This is a genomic window from Acinetobacter sp. NRRL B-65365, from assembly GCF_001605865.1.
GTDB lineage: Bacteria > Pseudomonadota > Gammaproteobacteria > Pseudomonadales > Moraxellaceae > Acinetobacter > Acinetobacter vivianii.
In genome coordinates, this window is record NZ_LRPD01000007.1 from 1 (window position 1) to 23308 (window position 23308).

The 23308-nt window shown below is 39.0% G+C and carries 17 protein-coding genes, 4 tRNA genes and 2 pseudogenes; 14 read left to right on the plus strand and 9 right to left on the minus strand.

Translation table 11 applies throughout. The features are described from left to right. The 6 genes and pseudogenes from AWW72_RS19400 to AWW72_RS04405 all read left to right on the plus strand — a co-directional run. Nucleotides 1-282: pseudogene (locus AWW72_RS19400) on the plus strand (hypothetical protein); the annotation flags it as partial. Nucleotides 283-583: 301 nt separating this feature from the next. Next, nucleotides 584-1981 (plus strand): uroporphyrinogen decarboxylase/cobalamine-independent methonine synthase family protein, encoded by a 1398-nt coding sequence (locus AWW72_RS04385; protein WP_062846550.1) that lies wholly within the window; start codon nt 584-586, stop codon nt 1979-1981. Between the two features lie 85 nt (nt 1982-2066). Then, the gene (locus AWW72_RS04390; protein WP_062846551.1) at nt 2067-2282 is read left to right on the plus strand and encodes a hypothetical protein; all 216 of its coding nucleotides are present in this window, start codon (nt 2067-2069) and stop codon (nt 2280-2282) included. A gap of 222 nt (nt 2283-2504) precedes the next feature. Beyond that, nucleotides 2505-4343, plus strand: coding sequence for an AAA family ATPase (locus tag AWW72_RS04395; RefSeq protein WP_062846552.1), 1839 nt, complete (start codon nt 2505-2507; stop codon nt 4341-4343). A gap of 3 nt (nt 4344-4346) precedes the next feature. Further along, nucleotides 4347-5294, plus strand: a complete 948-nt coding sequence (locus tag AWW72_RS04400) for a sensor histidine kinase (protein ID WP_062846553.1) — start codon at nt 4347-4349, stop codon at nt 5292-5294. Then, complete coding sequence (locus tag AWW72_RS04405; protein WP_062846554.1) at nt 5291-6703, plus strand: DNA-binding transcriptional response regulator; 1413 nt, start codon at nt 5291-5293, stop codon at nt 6701-6703. Before AWW72_RS04400 ends, AWW72_RS04405 begins: the two co-directional genes overlap by 4 nt. Nucleotides 6704-6948: 245 nt before the next feature. Here AWW72_RS04405 and AWW72_RS04410 read toward each other — a convergent pair whose 3' ends face one another. From AWW72_RS04410 to AWW72_RS04450, 9 genes are all read right to left on the minus strand, one after another. Beyond that, complete coding sequence (locus tag AWW72_RS04410) at nt 6949-7359, minus strand: hypothetical protein (protein ID WP_062846555.1); 411 nt, start codon at nt 7357-7359, stop codon at nt 6949-6951. A 763-nt stretch (nt 7360-8122) separates the two neighbouring features. Beyond that, nucleotides 8123-9340 carry a tyrosine-type recombinase/integrase gene (locus tag AWW72_RS04415; RefSeq protein WP_062846556.1) on the minus strand — a complete coding sequence of 406 codons (1218 nt, stop codon included), beginning with the start codon at nt 9338-9340 and terminating at the stop codon, nt 8123-8125. Between the two features lie 171 nt (nt 9341-9511). Beyond that, nucleotides 9512-9587, minus strand: a tRNA-Glu gene (locus AWW72_RS04420). A 96-nt stretch (nt 9588-9683) separates the two neighbouring features. Beyond that, a tRNA-Glu gene (locus tag AWW72_RS04425) sits at nt 9684-9759 on the minus strand. Nucleotides 9760-9972: 213 nt separating this feature from the next. Further along, a complete protein-coding gene (locus AWW72_RS04430; RefSeq protein WP_047430293.1) occupies nt 9973-11379 on the minus strand; it encodes an amino acid permease in 1407 nt (468 codons plus the stop codon). Nucleotides 11380-11490: 111 nt separating this feature from the next. Next, a tRNA-Glu gene (locus AWW72_RS04435) sits at nt 11491-11566 on the minus strand. 63 nt (nt 11567-11629) lie between these two features. After that, nucleotides 11630-11705 (minus strand) — tRNA-Ala (locus tag AWW72_RS04440). A gap of 58 nt (nt 11706-11763) precedes the next feature. Further along, nucleotides 11764-13272 carry a glutamate--tRNA ligase gene (gene gltX / locus AWW72_RS04445; protein ID WP_062846557.1) on the minus strand — a complete coding sequence of 503 codons (1509 nt, stop codon included), beginning with the start codon at nt 13270-13272 and terminating at the stop codon, nt 11764-11766. A gap of 104 nt (nt 13273-13376) precedes the next feature. After that, nucleotides 13377-13682 (minus strand): hypothetical protein, encoded by a 306-nt coding sequence (locus AWW72_RS04450; protein WP_004776077.1) that lies wholly within the window; start codon nt 13680-13682, stop codon nt 13377-13379. Between the two features lie 405 nt (nt 13683-14087). On the opposite strand from AWW72_RS04450, the gene AWW72_RS04455 reads away from it, so the two are divergent. The 8 genes and pseudogenes from AWW72_RS04455 to AWW72_RS04490 all read left to right on the plus strand — a co-directional run bounded on the left by AWW72_RS04455 (nt 14088) and on the right by AWW72_RS04490 (nt 23308). Continuing rightward, nucleotides 14088-15083: a sulfate ABC transporter substrate-binding protein gene (locus AWW72_RS04455; protein WP_062846558.1), complete on the plus strand. Its 996-nt coding sequence runs from the start codon at nt 14088-14090 to the stop codon at nt 15081-15083. Between the two features lie 197 nt (nt 15084-15280). Further along, nucleotides 15281-16201 (plus strand): 16S rRNA (cytosine(1402)-N(4))-methyltransferase RsmH, encoded by a 921-nt coding sequence (gene rsmH, locus AWW72_RS04460; protein WP_062846559.1) that lies wholly within the window; start codon nt 15281-15283, stop codon nt 16199-16201. A 2-nt stretch (nt 16202-16203) separates the two neighbouring features. Continuing rightward, nucleotides 16204-16542 carry a cell division protein FtsL gene (gene ftsL / locus AWW72_RS04465; RefSeq protein WP_005227681.1) on the plus strand — a complete coding sequence of 113 codons (339 nt, stop codon included), beginning with the start codon at nt 16204-16206 and terminating at the stop codon, nt 16540-16542. Between the two features lie 10 nt (nt 16543-16552). Next, nucleotides 16553-18386, plus strand: a pseudogene (gene ftsI / locus AWW72_RS04470) (penicillin-binding protein PBP3). Between the two features lie 3 nt (nt 18387-18389). Continuing rightward, entirely contained in the window at nt 18390-19889 is a 1500-nt protein-coding gene (locus AWW72_RS04475) for a UDP-N-acetylmuramoyl-L-alanyl-D-glutamate--2,6-diaminopimelate ligase (RefSeq protein ID WP_062846560.1), read from the plus strand. Between the two features lie 24 nt (nt 19890-19913). Then, nucleotides 19914-21311, plus strand: a complete 1398-nt coding sequence (locus AWW72_RS04480; protein WP_062846561.1) for a UDP-N-acetylmuramoyl-tripeptide--D-alanyl-D-alanine ligase — start codon at nt 19914-19916, stop codon at nt 21309-21311. Further along, nucleotides 21312-22430: a phospho-N-acetylmuramoyl-pentapeptide-transferase gene (mraY, locus tag AWW72_RS04485; RefSeq protein ID WP_004776067.1), complete on the plus strand. Its 1119-nt coding sequence runs from the start codon at nt 21312-21314 to the stop codon at nt 22428-22430. Between the two features lie 59 nt (nt 22431-22489). Next, nucleotides 22490-23308 carry a putative RNA methyltransferase gene (locus AWW72_RS04490; RefSeq protein WP_062846562.1) on the plus strand — a complete coding sequence of 273 codons (819 nt, stop codon included), beginning with the start codon at nt 22490-22492 and terminating at the stop codon, nt 23306-23308.

The following is a 23308-nucleotide window of genomic DNA, read 5'->3' on the forward strand; positions in this document are numbered from 1 at the left end:
ATTAATCAACTAAATAGACACATTGTTGATGAAATCGAACAGGATCTTGAAAATGTTGAAAAACATACTTTGCATGGACTGCCAAGTATAGATAACGAAATAAGTGTAGTTGCTTTTACATCCATTAATGCCTCAAAAAATCAGACATTGCAGAATATTGGCTTTTTGGTAGAAAAAACGGAAAAACAAGAGTTACGTATGAATGGAAGTTTTGAACCGAAACTATCTTATTTTAGAACGAGACTATATCTAGATTTTTACCTCAATATTATTAAAGAGTAGCAGGATAAAAGACTTTTTACTTCTTTATTAAGCAACCTAGGGATATTTTATAAAACTATTGACGTTTCCAATCACTAACAATTATCATCAAGTCGCTGACCACATTGTCAGTCGGTTTTGACAGGCCGTTTAGTAAAGAGCATCAGAGTTATTCCTTCTGAGGGGTAATTTTGTGCGCACTTCTCGTCCCTTACTCGTTGCGGTAGGGCGGGTGAGGGACGCCTTGTGCGTGCTGATTCTTTACTATCAGTCTGTCAACCCTTGCTCGTTCTGCCACCATAAACAACGAAGGGATTGCATCATGAAATTTAATAAGATCACTTTAAGCATTGTTGCTTGTACATTAGGTGTATCAATATACACTTATCAATTGTATGCAGGTAAAAGCCCACAAGCCGCTACAGGTGTTGTAACCTCAACATCCTCCACCTCATTAGATCATAAAAATAATAGAGTTCTAGTTAAGAATCTGAATGATGCTCAAGCTTTATTTAATATTTTATATAAACCTGTTGATAAAAATGCCATAAAGAATAAAGAAGACTTAGAAAATTTCAGTAAAGCAAAGGACAGCGAGTTTAACTTTATTGCTTATTTAGATGCTGTGCTTTCGGCATATCAATACAAAGGTATCAAGACTTATAAAAATAATGGAGTAGACCGTTATCTAGTGGCTTTTACTCATAAGGATGCTGTGTACGCAGATATGTCTAGTGAAGGGAGTATGTTAGATTTATTTCTTTTTCAAAAAGTAGGAGAAAGCTATGAGCTTATTGCAAGTACTTCTAGTGAAGGCTTAGTTAATGGTTCATCTGGGTCAACTGCTAAAGATGATATGGCTTATGATCATATTATGAATAGTGAGCCTATAAATATTGGTAAAAACCATAAAGGGTTTGCTGCTAGCCTTTCCTTTGGTGGGGGTGGTCAGGAAACTAATTTTGCAAGTATCATTCTTATTGATGAATCAAAAAATAAAATCTATGAGATTGATAATGAAATAAAATTAGCACAAAAGCATTGGGGTAGTGATACAGAGTTTAGTTATGACTCTTTTTACTTTTTGGATGAAAGTACGGAAAATAAAGGAGTTTATAATTTAAATGTGCTTTATGAAGGCAATAAGGATGTATCAAAAGAAGGAAGTTTAGTGCCCAAGATAGTTCCTTATAATGTTTATAAAACTTATGAGTTTGATGGTAATTTTTATAAGTTAAAAGATGAACAGCCTAATCCATATTCAGAGGTGGTTGATTTTAATGGATATAATAAATATTTTTCTACTTTAAATTATGCAGGATATGCACCAGTACCCTATAAATCTATATTAGAAGTAGTGGATATGAAATATGGTGATTATTGGTTAAGTAAAGGAATTCGGGTTTATAAACCAGAACTAAAAACAGAAGAATTTTTTACATGGAAAGTTAAAGGTGTAAAGGTTCATGGTTTGGATGTAATAGGTGTAAAACGTGGGGTTTGTAATATTAGTGGAGAAGATCGGTGTGGTTATGCAGGAGATACGATTGTTGTCTTTGATGCTAGTTTTGATCAAGCAAGAAAAATACTAAAAGAAAAGACTTTTGTTGATTATGCAAATTTAAATTCAGATGATAAAGGTAGATATCCAGAGTTAGATTCAATTAATTTTGAGGGGAAAGTAAGAGCAGCATTATACATGATGAATGAAAATCCATAATTTTAAATATAAGAGTAATTGATGGAGTTAAAAGGAATTCCATCAATTCAACTAACTTCAATAAATATGAATATAAGGCTAGTAGATGTTTGCCGTTTTTACTCTCTTTGTTATTGGTGGAGGAGTTCTTTTTTATCAAGTCCTCATCTTTAGTATCATTGTGGCTTCTGGTTCAGGTGGGAGATGGATAGTTGCTCCTTTAGCTTGTCTATGGACTTTAACACATGTTTTCTTCCCGCCTTTGATGATTTTGCAATACTGTGTTATCGCCATTGCTTTTGCATGTGCAGCAAAACGTTAATTGATTATAGTTTTTAATGAACTTTACATAGATAGTTCTTTTATATTTTAAGTTTTTGAAAAGAAACAATTTTATTGGTTTGTGTATGAAATGTATGTGCTCATACGTGATGAATAACACTTTCAAATGAATATTACAATTCATGATGTGTATGATAAGCTTTGGTTCAGAATTGAAAATTTATATTGGCTTTAAAAGACATAAAATTTTTTGGAGAGTAGCTTGATTATTAGAAGTTTAAGAGTAGAAGAAGGTTTTTTTAATAACCTTAATCTTACTTTTTCTGACGGGTTAAATGTGCTCGTTGGGGGGCGTGGAGTAGGTAAAACTTCAGTGATTGAGTTGATCCGCTTCGGCTTGGGGGCGAAAAATTTTATTGATGATAGTAGTAATAAAGGTACGACACATGCGTTATCTATTTTAAATTCAACAGGACAAGTTTGTATTGAATTAGAATCTGCTTCAGGTGAAATTTTTTCTGTAACAAGAATGGCTCAAGATAAAGCACCTTGGAGTAACAGTAATTTTGCTAGTCCTATTATTTTTTCACAAACAGAAATTGAAACAATAGGACTCAATAAAGAAGGCCGAATGGCACTTATTGATAGCTTTATTCCAGAGGTGGAAAGTTTAAATATACAGATTAGTCACGAATTAAATGAATTAAGAAGTTTATGTACTCAATATGATTTAATATCAAAAGAATATAGAGAATTAACAGGACAATTGTTTTCACTAGACGAACTTGAAAAAAGAGAGTTGGATCTCAGTGCACAGCATCAAAATATTCAGGAGAAGCATTTTTTACTTTTACAAAACCAAAATGAAGTTAAAGACCTGCAAGAAAGAGCAGCATTACTTTCAGTAGATATACATAATCTAGAGTCATTTAAAGATATTCAAAATAAGAAAATTGATAGTATTAAAAACTTAATAAATTTAAATAAAGACTTTCAGGGGTTGAAAGGTAGTAGAGAATTTACTGATGAAATAATGAAATTAATTTCAAATCAATCAGAAGATGATGAGATTTTGAACGGATTATATGAAAAAAATATTTCAATGATTGATAATATTGAGGAATTAATTTTAAAGGTTTCTGTAGAGAAAATGAGCTTAGAAAATACTGCTCGTCTTAGAAGGAACGAATTTGAAAATAAAAGAGAAGGAGCAGGAAGTATATTAAGTGAGCTTGGGCGTATTAGAGAACAGATCGCAAAAGTAAAAAATATCAAAGAATTTTCTGAACAAAAAAGCGTCGAAAGACTTTCTATTTATCATACTATTCAGCAAAAAATTGTAGAAATTAATAAAATTAAAGAACGTATATTTAATTCTAGGCTTGGTGTTATTAGTTATCTTAATGATAATCTGAATCCTATAGTTAAGATAAATATAAATCCAAATTCCGATTTTACAAACTATATTTCTGCTTTGGAGAATTCATTGAGAGGATCAGGGCTAAAATATAAAGAGTTGTTGAAAACAATAACCGAAAAAATTAGCCCAGCTTGGTTAATGTATTATTCAATTACAGAAAAATATGAGGATTTTGCTAAAATTTTAGGAATCCCTTTTGATAGAGCAGTACGCCTATTAGGATATTTAGGCGATATTAATTTAGGGGAAATATTGTCGACAAATGTTCAGGATACTGTTGATTTTTCACTTTTAGACCATGGTGAATATAAGCCTGTTAAGGAGTTGTCAATTGGGCAGCGGTGCACAGTCATATTATCAATAATTTTGGAAAATAAGAGTAGAATCTTAATTATAGACCAACCTGAAGATCATTTGGATAATGAATTTATTGTTAATACTTTAATTAGATCAATTAATAGAAGAGCAGTTTTTGCACAAACGATAGTTTCAAGTCATAACGCAAATATTCCTGTTTTGGGTGGAGCTAAGAATGTTATTAATCTTGAATCAAATGGAAGAAAGGGATTTGTTCGTGTTGCTGGTAATGTAAACAAAAAAGAAATAAAGAGTACTATAGAATCAATAATGGAAGGTGGTAAAGACGCTTTTAAGTTTAGATCAATTTTTTATAATGAGTAGTTGATGAGTATTCAAAAGCTAATTAATAGTTTAAATATGATGTCTCCTGAGGAGCAAATACAGGCTATTCATACTTTTTTAGAACAGGCTACATTAAATGAAATTCATGAAATAAAAAAACATTTATATACAGTAAATCAGCCATGGTTAAAAAATACATTAGATGTATTTTTGGATTCGTTTGAAATTGAAGAAAATAAAGATTCATTTCGAAATGATTCTTTAATAGAAAATGGAAATGGTTCTGACAAAGAAACGGATTATGATGCAGAAGATGATACAGCATATAATGTTGATGAGATACGAAGTCAAGCAGTTGCCGAAAGTATTGGTCAAATTATACATGAGCTAGATCCTTTGATTGGGTCATTAGAAGTAGTTGCAAGCAGGGAAGTGAAGAATTATCAAAAATCAAGAGTTAAGAATGAAATTACTCGATTACAGGAATTGGTAGATACTTTTACTGCTTGGAAAAAGTCTGAAGAAACTCCTAATTATCAAAACCTTAGAATTTATGATATTGTCGTTGATGAGATTGAGAGGACAAAACAAAAAGAAAACTATATTTTTGTAATAAATATTCCATCTGATTTAGACTTTGAAGCAGATAATTTCATGTTAAGAACAATTCTTTCTAATTCATTGAGAAATGCAACTGAATCTCATAAATCTGTATTAGATAGGATTGCAAGCTTAATTGTAATTAATGCAGGAATTTTAGAAAATAAAAGCTTATGGATTAGTATAATTGATGAGGGAATAGGCTTACCACCAAATCAAACTAAATTATTTAAAAGTCAATACACGACAAAACCAGGTAGCCGTGGTTTTGGATTAACAATTGTTGCCAAGTCGATTAAATCTATGAAAGGAACGTGGGATCTAAAAAATTCTTCACCTTATGGAGCGACATTTTATTTCGAGATTCCAATTAGGGGGGGGAGAGAGTGAAAGTTTTACATGTAGAAGATGACAAAGGATGGTTTGAACGAACAATTTTACCTGAATTAAAAGAAATATGTACAAGTATTGACCATGCTGTGAATTATGACAGGGCCGTAGAATTAATAAACCAAAATATTTATGAATATGTAATATTAGACCAATCTATACCCTTAAATGATGAGCAAATAGTCGCTGATATATCATTTGGTATTAATTTAGCTGAACATATTAAGACTGTATTACCGGGGACACCTATCTTATTTTTAACTGGGCAGAGTGATGAAGAAGCTATTGAAAAATATGTTGAAGATCAAGAACAAGTAGCTTTTTGGGATGGTAAAAATAGGGGACTAGTAAAATGCCGTTCTAAGCGAAGATTAGTCAAAGTGTTTGAACTAATTAAAGATGCTAAAAAGTGCCTTGATGAGGTTGATTCAATAGGGCTTGATTTAATAAATGGTTTGGTACTTAGTGATTTAGAAAAGCGAGTCATTCGCCTATTTGTAAAACAAAAAAGAGCCTTTGGAGCAGAAGTAGCAATCATGGGAGGTGGATATTCCTCCTCAAAAGTTTTGAAAATTACTTTAATTGATGAACATGGGAATGAATGTCTATTTGCTTTAGCGAAAATTGATGAACATCATAAGGTTGATTTAGATTTTAAAAATTTTGATGAATATATCAGCAAATTACCAGTAGGTTGTTTTCCAACTGTTCTAGGAAAATATTTTGCTGGCTGCGGAAATATTAAGGGTGTTTTCTATCAATTTGCTAATAATTATAAGTTAGATTATTTTGGATTGTTGAAAATTAATCAAGAAGATACATTAGTAGTATTAGAGAAAGTACTAGGCTTATTGAATAGTTGGGAAAAAACTCAACAAGTCAAAAAATGTTCTATTAAAGAAATCCGAGAAAAAATATTTCCTGATACTAAGCTAGAAGAAATTAATGAATATTTTGAAGCTGAAGATTTAGCAAAATTTGAAGAGTTAAACATTCGCGCTAAATATAGTATACAGCATGCTGATTTACATGGGAAAAACATTCTTATTTCTGAAGATTTAAGTCCAATATTAATTGATTATGGTGATATAAGTGTTGCTCCTTCAGTGTTAGATATTATTACACTTGAATTAAGTCCTTTTTTTCATGGTGATATGTCTGGACAGTATAATATTCAATTAGAATATTTTGAAAATTGGTTTAATGATGATTTATATATAAGCGAGTCACCTTTTCCAATTATTGCTTCTTATCTAAGAAAAATGAAAAGATCTAGAACTATGCTTAATAAAGATTATGCTGCTACAGTATATGCATATTGTTTACGTCAGCTAAGTTATAAGGATACTAATCATGATATTGCAAAAATATTGGTAAGGAAATCAATTGATAAGCTTGGTGAATGCTAGTTCAATTTTATTTGGTTAATGTGAGTTAATATGTTTTAGCTTGAATTAATCATTACCTAGCTTTAATTTTAGCTCTTGTTTGGATTTTAATAACTCCAAAACCTTTATGTTTTATGCCTTCTTTATCATTAACTTTAGCTAGATAACTATATCTGTACATTGCATCAATGAACTGTTCTTCTGTTCTGAGGTAATGTACAGGGAAGTTTTTACCTTCTTGATAAGCAATAGTCCATCTAACTTCATCAGCTTTTCCGTTCTATTGCTACTACTTCTTTTCTAACTCCATCCAACATAGCACACTCATGTATCATCTTATAAACAGTGTAGTAGCTACGATGTACTTCAGCATTGTAGATGAACATGCAATGTAAGTGATGATTGTCATTCTCTGATAGTTCAAAGCTATAGAGGTGTACTAAGCCTTCATCTTTAAATTTAGCTTTTAAACGGCGGTTAAACTTCTCAATACTAAAAGTATCCTTGTCTGTAAGGCCTATAGTGATGTGCATTGCTCTAGGTTTGGATATGTTTTTTAAAGACCATAGCATTGATGAATGTATGGTTTCTAATGAACTCTTTCTTAGTGAGTAATGTGGATTTACTTCATATCCTTTGAATGTTGTGGTTTTTAATAAGTATTTTGGATTAATCATTTTTAATTTCTCTTAATTATTAGTTTGTTGGTAAGGTGATGAGGTGTATAGGGAATAGATATAAGTAAGTATATATATCTATATAATACACGTCATAGATGAACTACTATAAAAATTATATAAGATGGGATTTTTATAGTGTTGAATTATTTTTTATACTAACTGAAATATGGGCTATTTTTAGATAAAGATGTTGGAATGATAGAATAGGTAAAATTATAGGGAATTATTTTTTATTAATACTTAATATATGTTATTAGTTTAGGAATGTCAAATTGATAGAATTGATTTAAATAAACAGGATAGGTGATTAATATGTGTATAGAAAGCACTATAAGCCTCATATAGCCATTTAATTGTTTTTGATATATATTTCATATCTTTATTTTAAAGTTGCTCTAAATTGAGATGAGAGAAATATAGAGTGTGTTATATTTTTAGATCAAAACCCTAGTATGATATAGCCTAAGTTTATGAATAATAAACATGGGGTATGCCTGATTTTTGCCCCCGTACCCTTATATACTCCGTTTTAAGGGGGAGTTATTTGTGGTCGAGTATCCACTTCAGGTTTAAATCGTATTCATGGGTAACCATACTCCACGCCCTCTGTATCTTTCATTGTGTACCTAATATCATGCAGTCGGTTGGATACTATCATTCAGCGTTACTCTATTTTTATGTCACTCTAATTATATTTCTGTTGTACGTAACGATGAATGATAGTTGAAAGTGGATATTTTTTGATTACAGTTATCGCTATCTATTCTAGTAATGTTTGGGTTAGATAATCAGCCCATATCTGTAGCATAGCTTTTCTGTTTTTCACATGCTTAGTACGATTATAGGATTCTCCATTAGCATCTCTCACTCTGTGTGCAAGCTGTCTTTCAATCCAAACAGGTTCAATATCAAGTTCTTCTTCAAGTATCGTTCTTGCTGTAGCGCGAAAGCCGTGAGCAGTTTGTTCACCTTTAAATCCAATACGTTTAATTGCTTCATTCACTGTACTTTCACTAATGAATGGTTCTTCACCTCGATTACTTGAGAATATGTATTCATGGTGTCCAGTATGTGAGCTGAGTTGTTCTAATAGTTCAATAGCTTGTGTTGGTAAGGGAATAATCAAATAGCTTTTAGGCTTGCTTGCATCTTGTTTTAAAGGGTAAATGTTTAGTGTTCCATCCTTTTTGTCATAGTCAGACCATTTTATTGTTCTAATTTCAGTTGGGCGTGAAAAAATAAATAAAGATATCTTGACTGCACATCGGGTAACGAATGTCATTCGAGTATCAGTCTCATCCCATACGGTTTTGATGAGTTCTGAAAGGGCAGTAGGTTCTGTAATTGCTGCAAAGTTTCCACTAATGGGTTTGGGAAGCATCACGTCATGCGCTGGATTGATCAATATGAGCTTTTTACGTCTAGCGTACTCAAGTATCTGCTTAACTGAAATGAGAACCTTACGAGCTAATTCAAGCGCACCACGCTCTACAATACGGTTTGTTACCTCACTTTCAATAATCTCAAGAGAAATTTGAGATATGGGCATATCTCCAATAAAAGGCAAAACATCTTTGTTTAAACGGCGTATAACTTCACTATCTTTTTTGCCTTCTTTTTCTCTTAGTTCAAGCCAATCTTGAGCAATAATCTTAAACGCATTAACCATGCTTAATTTAGCTTGTTCTCGCTTACTATCTCGTTCGCTTGCTGGGTCTTTACCTTCTGCAAGTTGTAACTTTACTTCGTCACGACGCTTTCTAGCTTGTTCTAATGCAATCGTTGGATAAACGCCTAGAGCAAGTGTATTGCGCTTTTTAGTAATTGGATTGGTGTAATCCATACGCCAATATTTGCTACCATTTTTATTGATCTGCAAATATAAACCATCTCCATCGGTGTACTTATTACTGGTAGATTCATCAAATTTTAAATTTTTTACTTTCAAGGCTGTTAGTCTATTTATTGCTCTCGACATGACTGTTTCCCCTTAACGGTATCGTAACGGTATTAAGATATACCGTTAAATATACCGCTTAGAATCGTAGATTTGGGGGAAATATTGTGAATAGCTATAGACAACAAAAACCCTTGAACTTAATGAATTCAAGGGTTTGTGTACTACCGTAGATTACAGTAGATTTGAATTTGGCGTCCCTACGGGGATTCGAACCCCGGTTACCGCCGTGAAAGGGCGATGTCCTAGGCCTCTAGACGATAGGGACTTATCGGAGGAGATTTACTTACAGAATATGAAACATATCTCTTGTAAGCCTAAATTCTCAGCAAGATGATTTATCTTTGCCTTTCCTCGAATTTAGTGGCGTCCCTACGGGGATTCGAACCCCGGTTACCGCCGTGAAAGGGCGATGTCCTAGGCCTCTAGACGATAGGGACGTTTCAGAGGTGGGCGTATATTAGGTTGAATTGGGTGGGGTGTCAAACACTTTTCTCAAGAAAAATTAAAAAAACCAAACAAGTGTTTAAAAATAAAACATATCGAGGAATAAATAATCAAAAATAAGCAGTTAAGCTCAAAAATATGAAAAATAGAGTTTTTCCTTAGACATAAAAAAATGCAGCCTGAGCTGCATTTTTTATGAGATCTGATTATTTGCGATTACGATAGAAAATGTAATGGCTCAAATAACATGCTGCAATAAACAGCAAACAACCAATAAAGCCTGCTTGCATCTCAGGATCGGCTGCCATACTCAGCCCTGTAATGAAACAGAAGATAAAACCCAAGATCGGAACAATCGGGTAAAGCGGCGCAGCAAATTTTAAGTCTTTTGCGGTATGTCCTGCCTTGTACCATTGGCGTCTAAAGTTAAATTGACTCCAGCAGATACTCATCCACACAATCACCATAGTGAATGCAGCAACCCCGAGTAAATTCTTGAAGATTGTCTCAGGCGCAAAGTGTTCTGATAATAAACCAGGAATTGCACCAAACATGGTGACGACCAATGCAATGATTGGCGTACCACTCTTTGATAATCGAGAGAAAACACTTGGCAACTGGCGCTGATCTGATAAAGACCACATCATGCGTGATGCAGCATACAGACCCGAGTTGGCAGCAGAAAGAAGCGCTGTGATAATCACGAAGCGGATAATGTCATCGGCATAAGGAATACCAATGTAATTAAACACCGTAACGAACGGACTGCTACTCACACCTTCACCACCTAAGCCAGCAACCTGGAAAGGAAGAAGTGCGCTGATTACAATGATGGTACCTACAAAGAAAATCAATAAACGCCAGATAGCTGCATTGATTGCTTTCGGCACATTTTCAGCAGGATCCTTGGTTTCACCCGCCGCAACACCAATTAACTCGGTACCTGAGAAGGCAAAGTTAACGATCAACATGGTGGTGAAAATTGGAATTAAACCTTGCGGGAACCAGCCATGTGCAGTCAGGTTGTGGAAGAGTGGGGCTGATTCATAACCATGGAAGGGAATCAGACCAAAAATTGCCAACAAGCCGAGGATAATAAAGGCAATAACCGTGACCACTTTGACCAAGGCGAGCCAGAATTCAGACTCGGCAAACATGCGGGTGGAGGTTAAATTTAGCCCCAAGATCGTGACGGCAAAGATAATAGTCCAGATCCACATAGAAATATGTGGAAACCATTCCTGCATCAGTAGAGCAGCAGCGGTAAATTCGGTACCTAAAGTTGCTGTCCAGGTGAGCCAGTACACCCACGAAATCATGTAACCTGTGCCTGGACCAATATATTTTTGAGCGTATGCACCAAAAGATCCAGCAACAGGCATATGTACTGCAAGTTCACCTAAACAGAGCATGACCATATAGGCAATCAGACCGCCTAGGATATAGGCAATAATTGCACCTACAGGTCCAGTTTGAGCGATAACTTCCCCAGAACCTAAAAACAAGCCTGTACCAATCGCGCCACCTAAAGAAAGCATGACTAAATGGCGAGTGCTCATGGCACGCTTTAGCGTTTTTGGTTCTGAATTCGCATTTGAGTTGGAAGATTGCATACGACAATTTGTCCAAGCATAGAGAAGCGGCTATTTTATGTAAAATTCGAAAATGTGCAATCTGCTTGAGGAAAGATTGTGAGAAAAATATAATTATTAGAGTATAGAATATGGCGTCCCTACGGGGATTCGAACCCCGGTTACCGCCGTGAAAGGGCGATGTCCTAGGCCTCTAGACGATAGGGACAGATGAGGCAACACACGGATGACTTGAGCATAACTCTTGCTTTCGTTTCGTATTTCGAAACGATGGTGGAGCCAAGCAGGATCGAACTGCTGACCTCTACAATGCCATTGTAGCGCTCTACCAACTGAGCTATGACCCCAGAATGTGTGAGCGCAATATTAGGGGGAATGCGCTCACACGTCAATCATTAAACTGAATTAAGTCTCACTATTTGCATCATTTTTCGGCAATTTTAGTGATTCATTTAACTTTTCCCAAGCTTTCAGTTCTTTCTTGCTCGGTGCGCCCACAATTTCGAGTGCGTGACGTAAACGGGCAAAGGTCAAATCAGGACCAAGTGTAACCATAGCTTGCATCACAGGCGTCGAACTAGTTGAACCAGCAATGGCGATAAAGAACGCAGGCATGAAGTCACGTAGTTTAACTTCCATCTGATTGGCAAGATCCATCAGTGTCTGGCTGACCGTGTCATTATTCCAAGTAAATTGGCTTTCTAAACGCCAGATCGCAAACTGTAGGCTTTGACGAACCTGTTCTTCCGTCAGTTTTTTGCTTTCGAACTGTTCTTTGCTGATTTGTGGCATATGGTTTAAATAGAAACCTGCCCAGTTCACTGCTTCAGAGAGTAGGTTGATACGTGGCTGAATGGCAGCTGCAATATCTTCAAGTGTTTGACGGTCGCTCTTCCATGTCAATAAACGGTCTAAAAGTTGTCCTGGTGTCAGGCCTTTAATCCACTGACCATTCAGCCAGTTAAGTTTTTCAACATCAAAGATTGGGCCACCAAGAGAAACACGTTGCACGTCAAAATTCTCAATCATGTCCTGTAAGGTAAAGATTTCGCGTTCATCTGGCATTGACCAGCCCATACGACCTAAATAGTTCAACAAGGCTTCTGGCAATACACCGATGTCACGATAGTAGTTGATTGAGGTTGGATTTTTACGTTTAGACAGTTTTGATTTATCTGGATTACGCAACAATGGCATATGGCACAGTGTTGGCATGTCCCAACCAAAATATTGGTAAAGCAACTGATGCTTCGGTGCAGACGGTAACCATTCTTCACCACGTAAGACATGAGTGATTTCCATTAAATGGTCATCTACCACGTTCGCAAGGTGATACGTTGGCAAGCCATCTGTTTTTAATAGCACTTGCATGTCGACTTGTGCCCATGGAATCTCGACTTCACCACGGAGTAAATCATTGATTTTACAGATACCTTCTTCTGGTACTTTCATACGGATGACATGAGGTTCACCCGCAGCAAGACGGCGTTGTACTTCTTCTTCTGATAATTTTAAACCGCGACCATCATATTTTGGTGTTTCGCCACGTGCCTGTTGTTCTGCACGCATTTGATCTAATTCTTCTGCTGTTGCGAAACAATAAAATGCATGGCCTTTTTCTACCAGCTCAAGCGCATATTGCTTATAAATTCCCATACGTTCTGACTGGCGGTAAGGTGCATGCGGGCCGCCCACATCTGGGCCTTCAGACCAGTTCAGACCCAACCAGCGCAAAGAATCCAGAATCATTTTTTCAGATTCTGGTGTTGAACGAAGTTGGTCCGTATCTTCAATACGTAAAATGAATTCGCCGCCATGCTGCTTGGCAAAACATAGATTAAATAATGCGATATAAGCGGTGCCTACATGTGGAAAACCTGTAGGAGAAGGGGCAATACGGGTACGGACTTTCATAAATTATCGGAGATTAAATTAAAATTGAAACTATTATAACGAAAAAGCCTAGTCACAACATGACTAGGCTTCATTTAAACATGTGAGGGGCACATATTTAAAAATTATGAGGTATGCGGCTGGAATATGGTTTGAACGAAACGAGAAAAACGCTCATGTTGACTCGCGAAAAAAGTCTGCGTTGGTGTAGTACGAATCGTATTTAACATTTTTAATTCGTCATCGGTTGAAGGCAGCATCGTTGTATTACGTTTTTGCTGATCAAGTGCTTTGACGATCAAGCTTGAAGATGATTTATCAAGCGTTTTTATGTTATTGCTTTCTTTAATTGCCGCTGCATGTCCAGCTTGAACAGAACATAGCAAAAATAAGCTTATATATGCTGTTTTCTTCAATTTTAATGTTGGCATCGCTAACATTCCCCTCTTGAATTTGAGTCTACAAGACTAACCAAACTACTATAGTATTGCTTTAATAATACGATTTAAACATAAATCTTAATAAAAAAGTAGAACTACGTCACACTTTTTACAAAAATATTAAAATTTGACACATCCTTATCTACATTTATAGCAATATGACTACTTTGTATACAAGCGCAATTTAGCAAGCAAATGTGTAGAAAAAGTGGAGAATGATAATTTTTCTCATTTTAAAGGACAAGTCCTCATCAGCTTACTTTTAATCCAGTCAGTGGGTTTTGAACTTAGCTTAAAAACTGCAAAGTAATAAATTTATTGATATAACCGACTGATTGTAAATTATTTTTAAATAAATATAGTGGTTACAAATGGGGTGGACTGGATAAACAATAAATGAAAACAGTGATTGCAGCGGCATTGTTGGCCTTGGGTTTAAATGGGGCGGCACAAGCCGCAACGACTTTTTTAAACGTGTCTTATGATCCTACACGTGAATTTTATCAAGAATATAATCAGGCCTTTGGTCAATACTGGAAACAAAGAACAGGTCAGGAGGTTGATTTTAAACAGTCTCATGGCGGTTCAGGTAAACAAGCCCGCTCAGTCATTGATGGCTTGCAGGCCGATGTGGTGACTTTAGCACTGGCAAATGACATTGATGAAATTGCCAATGCTGGATTAATCCGTAAAGACTGGCAAAAACAGTTTAAGGATAATTCTGCGCCTTATACTTCAACCGTGGTTTTTCTGGTACGTAAAGGCAATCCTAAAAACATTCGTGACTGGAATGATTTAACCAAAAATGGTGTGGAGATCATTACGCCAAATCCGAAAACAGGGGGCGCGCCTCGCTGGATCTATTTATCGGCTTGGGGTTATGCCTTGAAACAGCCTGGCGGTAATGATGCCAAAGCACGGGAATTGGTGAAAAAACTTTATCAAAATGTCAAAGTTCTGGATTCAGGTGCGCGCGGTTCTCTCACGACATTTGCTGAGCGTGGTATCGGTGACGTGCTGTTGTCTTGGGAAAATGAAGCCTTATTGGCAACACAAGGTTTAGGCAAAGATAAATTTGAAATCGTTTATCCTTCAATTTCCATTCTGGCAGAGCCTTCTGTAGCCATCGTGGATAAAACGGTAGATAAGAATGGCAACCGTCAATTGGCGCGAGGATATTTAAACTTCCTTTATTCACCTTTAGGGCAGGAGTTAGCAGCAAAACATTATTTCCGTCCACGTAATCCTCAGGTTGCGGCAAAATACGCAAAACAATTTCCAAAGATTAAATTATTCAATATAAATGATGTGTTTGGTGGTTGGGCAAAAGCGCAAAAAACGCATTTTGTAAATGGTGCGATTTTTGATCAGATTTATGCAGAGAAACCATAAGTTTCGTCTTCCTTCAGATCAACATAAAAGATTGAAAAGCAAATACTGAAGGTGTTTGCTTTTTTATTGCATGAAAAATGACAAGAAAACGGTTTTATCTATGAAAAGTTAAGAATTCTCTACAAAAAGTCGTTTGGTGCTGGCGTAAAACAAGGTAATAATGTGCAGTTACATTTTCAGCTGTTGATCCAATTCTTATGTCGCATATTTCTGTCTTACTTCATGAAACCGTTGATGGCGTATTGGCAGGCCGCGATACTGGTATTTTTGTCGATGCGACCTTTGGTCGTGGGGGACATACCAAGCTTTTATTGTCAAAACTTGATCAAAATGCACGTGTTTATGCTTTTGATAAAGATCCTCAAGCTCTTGAAGTTGCAGCACAATTAGAACAAGAAGATCCGCGTTTTAAAATTATTCATGCCAGCTTCGCAGATATTCAGGCTGAACTCGCTCATATTGGTATTACCGAAGTCGACGGCATTATGGCTGACTTAGGGGTATCATCACCGCAGCTTGACCAAGCCGAACGTGGTTTCAGTTTTATGCATAACGGTCCACTGGATATGCGTATGGATAATTCGCAAGGTCCAACCGCTGCAGAATGGTTACTGGATATCGAAGAAGAAAAACTCGCAAACATTATTTACCAATATGGTGAAGAACGTTATAGCCGCCGCATTGCCAAAGCCATTAAACTGGCAGGTGAAATGACAACAACAGCTCAACTGGCAGAAGTGGTTAAAACAGCACATCCAAAATGGGAAAAGCATAAGCATCCGGCAACGCGGACTTTTCAGGCCATTCGTATTGCGATTAATAAAGAACTCGACGATATCGAGACATTCTTGCCGCAAGCGGTTGCTCTGTTAAAACCAACCGCACAATTGGCCGTGATTAGCTTTCATTCACTAGAAGACCGTTTAATCAAACAATTTATTCAAAAAGAATCGAGTTTGGCCGAAGATTCAGGCTGGGGTATGCCTCAAGCACAGGTTGATACTCGACGTTTAAAGAAAGTTTCTCGTATTCGTGCGAGTGAAGCAGAAGTAAAAGCAAATCCTCGTTCGCGTAGTGCGTGGCTACGTGTGGCTGAGCGTTTAGAGCAAAAAGGCTGAGAATGAACAACAAGAATGATGACGACGTTTTACCAAGCAGCAAAAAGGGACTGAAAAAAGTTGTTGTTTATGCTGTGCTCGTTGCATTGGTATTTACCAGTGCAATGATGGTGGTGTTTCAAGTCTTTGAATATCGTCATGATTATCGTGACTTAAGCGCTTATATGCGTGAAAGAGATGATCTGAATGCAGAGTGGGGGCGTTTGCTGATCGAGCAACAAACCTTTGGTGCGACTGCCCAGATTGGTTCTCGGGCAGTGACACAACTCCGTATGTTCTCACCACCCGCTACGCAAACTGTAGTGATTTCTTTACCTATGACTTCAAAGCAAGATAAATAAGGCATGCTGTATGGCAGATAAGAGAAGCAAACCAATACGAAAAAAACAGCAGTCGATTTCTGAAAGACCAACACTTGCTTTGGACATGTGGCGATTTTATTTGCTTTGGGGCACGGTACTGCTTTGCTTTGTCGTGTTGGTTGCACGTGCATTCTATGTTCAAGTGGTCAATAAAGACTTTTTACAAAATAAAGCCAATGCCAATATTTTGCGTACTGAACGTCTTGAGGCGATGCGTGGGGTGATTAGTGACCGCCACGGTGTGCCTTTGGCGATTAGTACCCCGATCATGAAAATCGTGATCGATCCACGAGATTATTGGGAAACCAAACAGCAGTTTGATGAAATTACTGCTGAGCTAAAAAAAGACCCGAATAACCGTAAATTAAAACGTCAATTGCCAGATAAAAACCTGAATCTGGACGAACTGGCAGATGTTGTTGGTGTTGATCGTGCCGATTTAAAGAAACAAATGCAGGCACGCCCACGTTCACGTTATCTGGTTTTACAAAAAGAAATTCCACCACAGCAGGCTGACCTGATTATTAAACGCAACTTTCAGGGCGTATATGCCGAAAAAAGTTATAAGCGTTACTATCCTCAACCGCAACCCAATGCACAGATTATTGGTTTGACCAATAGTGAAGGGGTGGGGATTGAAGGTCTGGAAATGCAGTTGAATAAACAGCTTTCTGGTGTCGATGGTGAGCAAAAAATCATTCGCGATAAAAAAGGTAATCGTCTTAAAGTTTCTGAAGTCATTAAAGAAGTTGAGTCTGGCGAAAATATCACGCTCAGTATCGACTCGCGTTTGCAATACATTATGTATCGCGAGCTTACGGCAGCTGGTGTTGCCAATAATGCACGTTCAGCAACTGCGATTGCGGTTGATGTTAAAACCGGTGAAATTCTGGCGATGACTAGTTGGCCATCTTATAACCCGAATGATAAAAATGGTCTCAACAACAAAGATGCGATGCGTAACCGCGGTGCGATTGATATGTTTGAGCCGGGTTCGACCATGAAACCGTTCACGGTGGCAGCGGCTCTGGAAAGTGGTAAATACACACCAAATACCATCGTCAATACTTCACCGGGTTCAATGCGTTTAGGTTGGCATACGATTCGTGATACGCATAATTATGGTGCTTTGACCGTATCTGGCGTCATTATTAAATCGTCAAACGTGGGTTCAGCCAAGATTGCATTGTCTTTGCCTAAAGATACAGTACCTTCTTTCTTTAGACGTGCAGGTTTTGGACATCGTTCAGCCGTTAAATTCCCGGGGGAGAGTGCGGGTCTGCTCTATTCAGGTAGTAAGCTAAACCCGTCTCAGTTGGGAACTATGGCCTACGGTTATGGTCTGAATGCAACCATTTTACAGGTGGCACAAGGCTATGCCATGTTGGCGAATCATGGCGTACAAATGCCATTGAGCTTGCGCAAACTGGACAAAGCGCCAGAAGGAACACAAGTTCTCGAACCTAAAATTGCTGACCAAGTACTTACCATGCTTGAGCAAGTGACCATGCCGGGCGGTACTGCGAAACAGGCGGTGATTCCGGGTTATCGCGTGGGTGGTAAAACAGGGACAGCACATAAATTACGTGCAGACCGTAAAGGTTACTCGAACAGTGAATATCGTGCCTTGTTTGCCGGTGTTGCGCCAATCAGTGATCCGCGTCTGGCGATGATTGTTGTGGTCGAAAACCCGCAAGGTCGTTATTACGGTGGTCTGGTTGCTGCCCCAGTATTTGCACGGATGATGCAGGAGTCTTTGCGTCTCCTCAACGTGCCTTTAGATAAGCCACTTGATACTTCTATAAAATCCAATCCGTAGGTAGATTATGTCGATTAGTTTTCAACAGATACATCCGATCAGCATAGATGCGGCTTGGTATAGTCAACCTTTTCAAGGTTTTTCCCTGGATAGCCGTAAGGTTGAAAAGGGACAGATTTTTATTGCCTTGAGCAGCTATAGCCAACCAGAAAAAACACGCCAGTTTGCCCAGAATGCTTTAGATGCAGGTGCATTGGTGGTAATTAGTGAAACGGCTTTAGGCTTTGCCAATGAATGGGTTTGTCCTGATGTTCGCTATCAAATGGGCGAATGGCAAAAGCAGTATTTGCAGGCAGTTGATCCTGTGCAGCCCTTGCGTGGTATTGCGGTGACGGGAACCAATGGCAAAACCACGATTTCTCGCCTGATTGCAGAGTTGATTAGCTCGCAAGGCAAAGGCTGTGCGGTCATGGGAACCACAGGCAACGGGATTTTACCTAACTTGACGCCATCAACGCACACCACTTTAGATGCGTTGCAGTTGCAACATGCGCTACATGATTATGCTAAACAAGGCGCGAGTTTTGTTGCACTGGAAGCCAGTTCGCATGGTTTGGAACAAGGCCGTCTCAATGGCTGTGATCTTGAAATTGCGGTGTATAGCAATTTAAGTCGAGACCATCTGGATTATCACGGTACGCTAGAAGCCTATGCTGAAGCAAAAGCGTTGCTGTTCAAATTTACGACCTTAAAAGCTGTCGTTATTAATCTGGATGATGCACATGCACCGCTTATGTTGGATGCAGCAAAAGCCAATCCATCGCAACCTAAAATCCTCACCTATTCTTTGACGAAAACCTCTGCTGATTATCATATTGCTGATTTGCAATATCGTTTAAGTGGTGCGAGTTTTACGCTGATGAGCCCAACGGGTGCTTATTCGGTACAAAGCCCATTGCTGGGACATTTTAATGTCGAAAACTTATTGGCGAGTTTGATTGCAGCTGAATATGCAGGTTTTGCGCTAGCAGATCTAGTGCAATTTGTGCCGCAACTGAAAGGTGCGCCGGGTCGTATGCAGGTAATTCAGGATGCTGAGCGTCTCTTTGTGGTGGATTATGCACACACACCGGATGCCTTGATTCAGGTACTGACCACATTGAAACGTCATGTCACTGGACAGTTATGGGCGGTATTTGGTTGTGGCGGAGATCGTGACCGTGGCAAGCGTCCACTCATGACTCAGGCCGCGCTTGACCATGCCAATCCAGTCATGCTGACTTCGGATAATCCGAGAACTGAAAATCCTGAACAGATTTTTGCTGACATGAAGCAGGGCATTGATTTTACTGCCCATGTGATGCATGAAATCCATGACCGCCGTGAAGCGATTAAGTTTGCTGTAGCGCAAGCCCAAGCGGGAGATATTGTGGTGATTGCGGGTAAGGGGCATGAAAATTATCAGGAAATCGATGGCGTGCGTCATTGGTTTGATGACGTGGTTGAAGTGCAATCTGCAATTGCTGCCCAGCCACATTCGGTACATTCTGCTTATCCTGCGCAATAGTGTGAAAAAAGGTAAATAAAAACGATGCATACCTCAACGACCAGTACTGTTCCATTAGAACTGTGGACAGCAGAACAATTACAACTCGCCACCCAAGGGGAGTGGCATCAGCAGAATATTCCGCAGGGTGAAATTAAGCGTATTTTGACTGACTCACGTCACGCTGAGGAGGGCGATGCGTTTCTCGCTTTAAAGGGTGAACGTTTTGATGCGCATAATTTTGTAGCACAAGTGGCTACACAAGGTTGTCAGATTGCCATCGTAGAGCATCCTGTCGATGCTGATATTGCACAGCTCGTCGTAAAAGATACGCGTTTGGCGTTAGGGCATCTTGGAGCCTATCGCCGTCAGCAAAACCAACAGTTGAAAGTCATTGCCTTAACGGGTAGTAGTGGTAAAACCACCACCAAAGAAATGCTGGGCAGTATTTTATCTCGTTTAGCACCGACCCTGATCACGCGTGGCAACCTGAATAATGACTTGGGTGTGCCGATGATGTTGCTGGAACTGCGTCAGGAACATCAATATGCCGTGATGGAGCTGGGTGCCAGTCATCAAGGTGAAATTGATTACACCTCGAGTTTGGTGCAGCCACATGTGGCAGGCATTTTGAATATTGGTACAGCGCACTTGGGTGAGTTTGGTGGCCGCGAGGGCATTTGCCGTGCTAAATCAGAAATCTATGCACATATTTTGCCGCAAGGCACCGCAATTGTTCCTGCACAAGATGATTATGCAGCTACTATTCGTGAAAATGCACAGGCACACCCGATTCTGAGTTTTGGTGAAGGCGGCGATGTCTTTGCGATCGAGATTCAACTTCATCCTCAATCGGCACAATTTAATTTGCATACGCCACAAGGTGTTCGTGCAGTGAACTTACCATTTGCTGGGGCGCATAATGTACAGAATGCCGCAGCAGCGACCGCATTTGCTTTAGCGCTTGGTATTGCGCTTGATGATATTGTGCAAGGCTTAGAGCAAGCACAAGGTGCCAAAGGTCGTCTGAACTTTATTCAGCAGCAGAATCATCTGTTTATTGATGATACCTATAATGCCAACCCGACTTCCATGCGTGCAGCAGCACAAGTGCTCTTGCAGCAGCAGGGCTTAAAAGTCATGGTGATGGGCGATATTGGTGAGCTGGGTGACAGTAGCTGGCAAGAGCATCATGATCTCGGCCGAGACTTGGCATTGTTACCATTAGAGCATCTGGTTGTCGTCGGTGAATTCGCTGAAGCAGCGCAACAAGGTTCATCTCATTCAGAAAAGTTACATGCCTTTGCAACACAGGCAGAAGCATTACCGTTTTTAATTAATTTAGTCCAAACACATCAACCCCAGTCAATGAGTTTCCTGTTTAAAGGGTCTCGTTATACCCATATGGAAACGTTGATGGCTGACTTGATGGAGAAAATTTAAATGTTGTTATGGTTATTTGAACAATTGGCGGACTATAACAGTTCGTTTCAGGTTGTTCGTTATTTAACGTTGCGCTCTTTGTTGAGCTTGCTGACTGCCTTGACGATCGGACTGGTATTAGGCCCAGTCATGATTCGTAAATTACAGGCATTAAAATATGGTCAGGCGGTGAGCTCTTTTGCGCCAGAAAACCATGCCAAAAAAATGGGTACTCCAACCATGGGCGGGATTCTCATTTTACTCTCTATCGGGATCAGTACGTTATTGTGGGCTGATTTATCCAATCCATATGTCTGGATCGTGCTTGGCGTGATGGTGGTCTTCGGTGCGGTAGGTTGGGCCGATGACTGGATTAAAGTTCGTTATAAAGACAATGCTGGCTTGCCAGCACGCAAGAAGTTTTTCTGGACTTCGGTAGCGTCTCTAGGTGCGGGTATTGCCTTATATGTGATTGCAAAACAGCAGGATAGCGCAGTACATACAGCGAATATGCTGGACTTGCTGATTCCTTTCTTTAAGAATCTCTCGATTCCATTATCAGCGGTTCCACTAGGCTTGGCGTTTATTGTCTTTACTTATCTGGTGATTAACGGCGCATCGAATGCGGTGAATCTGACGGATGGTCTGGATGGTTTGGCGATCATGCCGATCGTAATGGTTGCAGCAGGTTTAGGTGTATTTGCTTATTTATCGGGTGATATCCGTTTCGCTGAATATTTGCATATTCCTTATGTAAAATACACCTCTGAGCTGGTAGTCATCTGTTCGGCAATGGTCGGTGCTGGTTTGGCCTTCCTCTGGTACAATGCGCATCCAGCCCAAGTCTTTATGGGCGATGTCGGTGCATTGGCACTCGGTGCGATGCTCGGTACCATTGCGGTGATGGTTCGTCAGGAAATCGTATTTGCGATTATGGGCGGTGTCTTTGTGATGGAAGCCATTTCTGTATTCTTACAGATCGGTTCATTGCGTATGCGTAACAAGCGTGTGTTCTTGATGGCGCCTCTGCATCACCATTATGAAAAACAAGGCTGGAAAGAAACACAGGTTGTGATTCGTTTCTGGATTATCACGATTTTCCTCGTCGTGTTAGGCTTAATGACCTTAAAATTACGTTAAACCAAGATTCAAGAAAGAAGCTGGTATTGACCAGCTTTTTTTATGTTTGGAGAAAATAGATGAGTTTGTTGATGTGTCCTGTTTGTCGCCAATCATTGAATTTGGTTGAAAACTCCTGGCGTTGTGAAAAAGGGCATCACTATGATGTAGCGAAACAGGGCTATGTCAATTTACATGTGGTGCAGCATAAACATAGCAAGTCACCTGGGGATACGCCTGAGTCGGTACTGGCACGTCGTGAGTTTCTGCAAGCAGGTTTTTATCAACCTTTGCAGCAGGCTGTGGTTGAGATCCTGCAACAGCTTAAGCCTGAAGCTGTGCTGGATATTGGTTGTGGTGAAGGCTATTACACCAGTGCAATGCAGGCGCATACTCAACAGTGTATCGGGGTGGATATTGCCAAAACTGCGGTGCAAAGAGCAGCTAAGTTGAATTCAAAAGTGACTTGGGTGGTAGGAACAGGAGCGACTTTGCCTGTTCAGGATCATTCAATTGACCTTTGCACCAGTCTGTTTAGTCCAATTCCCCAAGATGAAATCATGCGAGTGCTACAAGAGGATGGCTATCTGATTGTGGTTACGCCTGCGCCACGTCATTTATACGATTTGCGCGAAGCACTGTTTGAGCAGGTGAACTTGCATGAGCCACAGAAGTTTGTGGAGCAGTTAGATGCACAGTTTGAGCTAAAACAGGAGCAGGTGGTTGAGAGCATCATGTCACTGGATCAGCAGGCCTTGAAAAATCTGATCGCCATGACGCCGTATGCTTATAAGGCCAATCCTGAGCGACGAAAACTGCTAGAGCAGTCGTCACAATTTGCAGCGACCGCCTCCTTCCAGATTTATCTGTTCCAGAAAAAAAAGAAGCCATCAATTTGA

Excerpts from the sequence above, each read along its gene's own strand:
- AWW72_RS04450 (WP_004776077.1), bottom strand. The coding sequence starts at position 13,682 with ATGCCAACATTAAAATTGAAGAAAACAGCATATATAAGCTTATTTTTG.
- AWW72_RS04400 (WP_062846553.1), top strand. The coding sequence starts at position 4,347 with ATGAGTATTCAAAAGCTAATTAATAGTTTAAATATGATGTCTCCTGAG.
- AWW72_RS04385 (WP_062846550.1), top strand. The coding sequence starts at position 584 with ATGAAATTTAATAAGATCACTTTAAGCATTGTTGCTTGTACATTAGGT.
- AWW72_RS04480 (WP_062846561.1), top strand. The coding sequence starts at position 19,914 with ATGCATACCTCAACGACCAGTACTGTTCCATTAGAACTGTGGACAGCA.
- AWW72_RS04475 (WP_062846560.1), top strand. The coding sequence starts at position 18,390 with ATGTCGATTAGTTTTCAACAGATACATCCGATCAGCATAGATGCGGCT.
- rsmH (WP_062846559.1), top strand. The coding sequence starts at position 15,281 with ATGTCGCATATTTCTGTCTTACTTCATGAAACCGTTGATGGCGTATTG.
- AWW72_RS04455 (WP_062846558.1), top strand. The coding sequence starts at position 14,088 with ATGAAAACAGTGATTGCAGCGGCATTGTTGGCCTTGGGTTTAAATGGG.
- AWW72_RS04415 (WP_062846556.1), bottom strand. The coding sequence starts at position 9,340 with ATGTCGAGAGCAATAAATAGACTAACAGCCTTGAAAGTAAAAAATTTA.
- AWW72_RS04490 (WP_062846562.1), top strand. The coding sequence starts at position 22,490 with ATGAGTTTGTTGATGTGTCCTGTTTGTCGCCAATCATTGAATTTGGTT.
- ftsL (WP_005227681.1), top strand. The coding sequence starts at position 16,204 with ATGAACAACAAGAATGATGACGACGTTTTACCAAGCAGCAAAAAGGGA.
- gltX (WP_062846557.1), bottom strand. The coding sequence starts at position 13,272 with ATGAAAGTCCGTACCCGTATTGCCCCTTCTCCTACAGGTTTTCCACAT.
- AWW72_RS04430 (WP_047430293.1), bottom strand. The coding sequence starts at position 11,379 with ATGCAATCTTCCAACTCAAATGCGAATTCAGAACCAAAAACGCTAAAG.
- mraY (WP_004776067.1), top strand. The coding sequence starts at position 21,312 with ATGTTGTTATGGTTATTTGAACAATTGGCGGACTATAACAGTTCGTTT.
- AWW72_RS04390 (WP_062846551.1), top strand. The coding sequence starts at position 2,067 with ATGTTTGCCGTTTTTACTCTCTTTGTTATTGGTGGAGGAGTTCTTTTT.
- AWW72_RS04410 (WP_062846555.1), bottom strand. The coding sequence starts at position 7,359 with ATGATTAATCCAAAATACTTATTAAAAACCACAACATTCAAAGGATAT.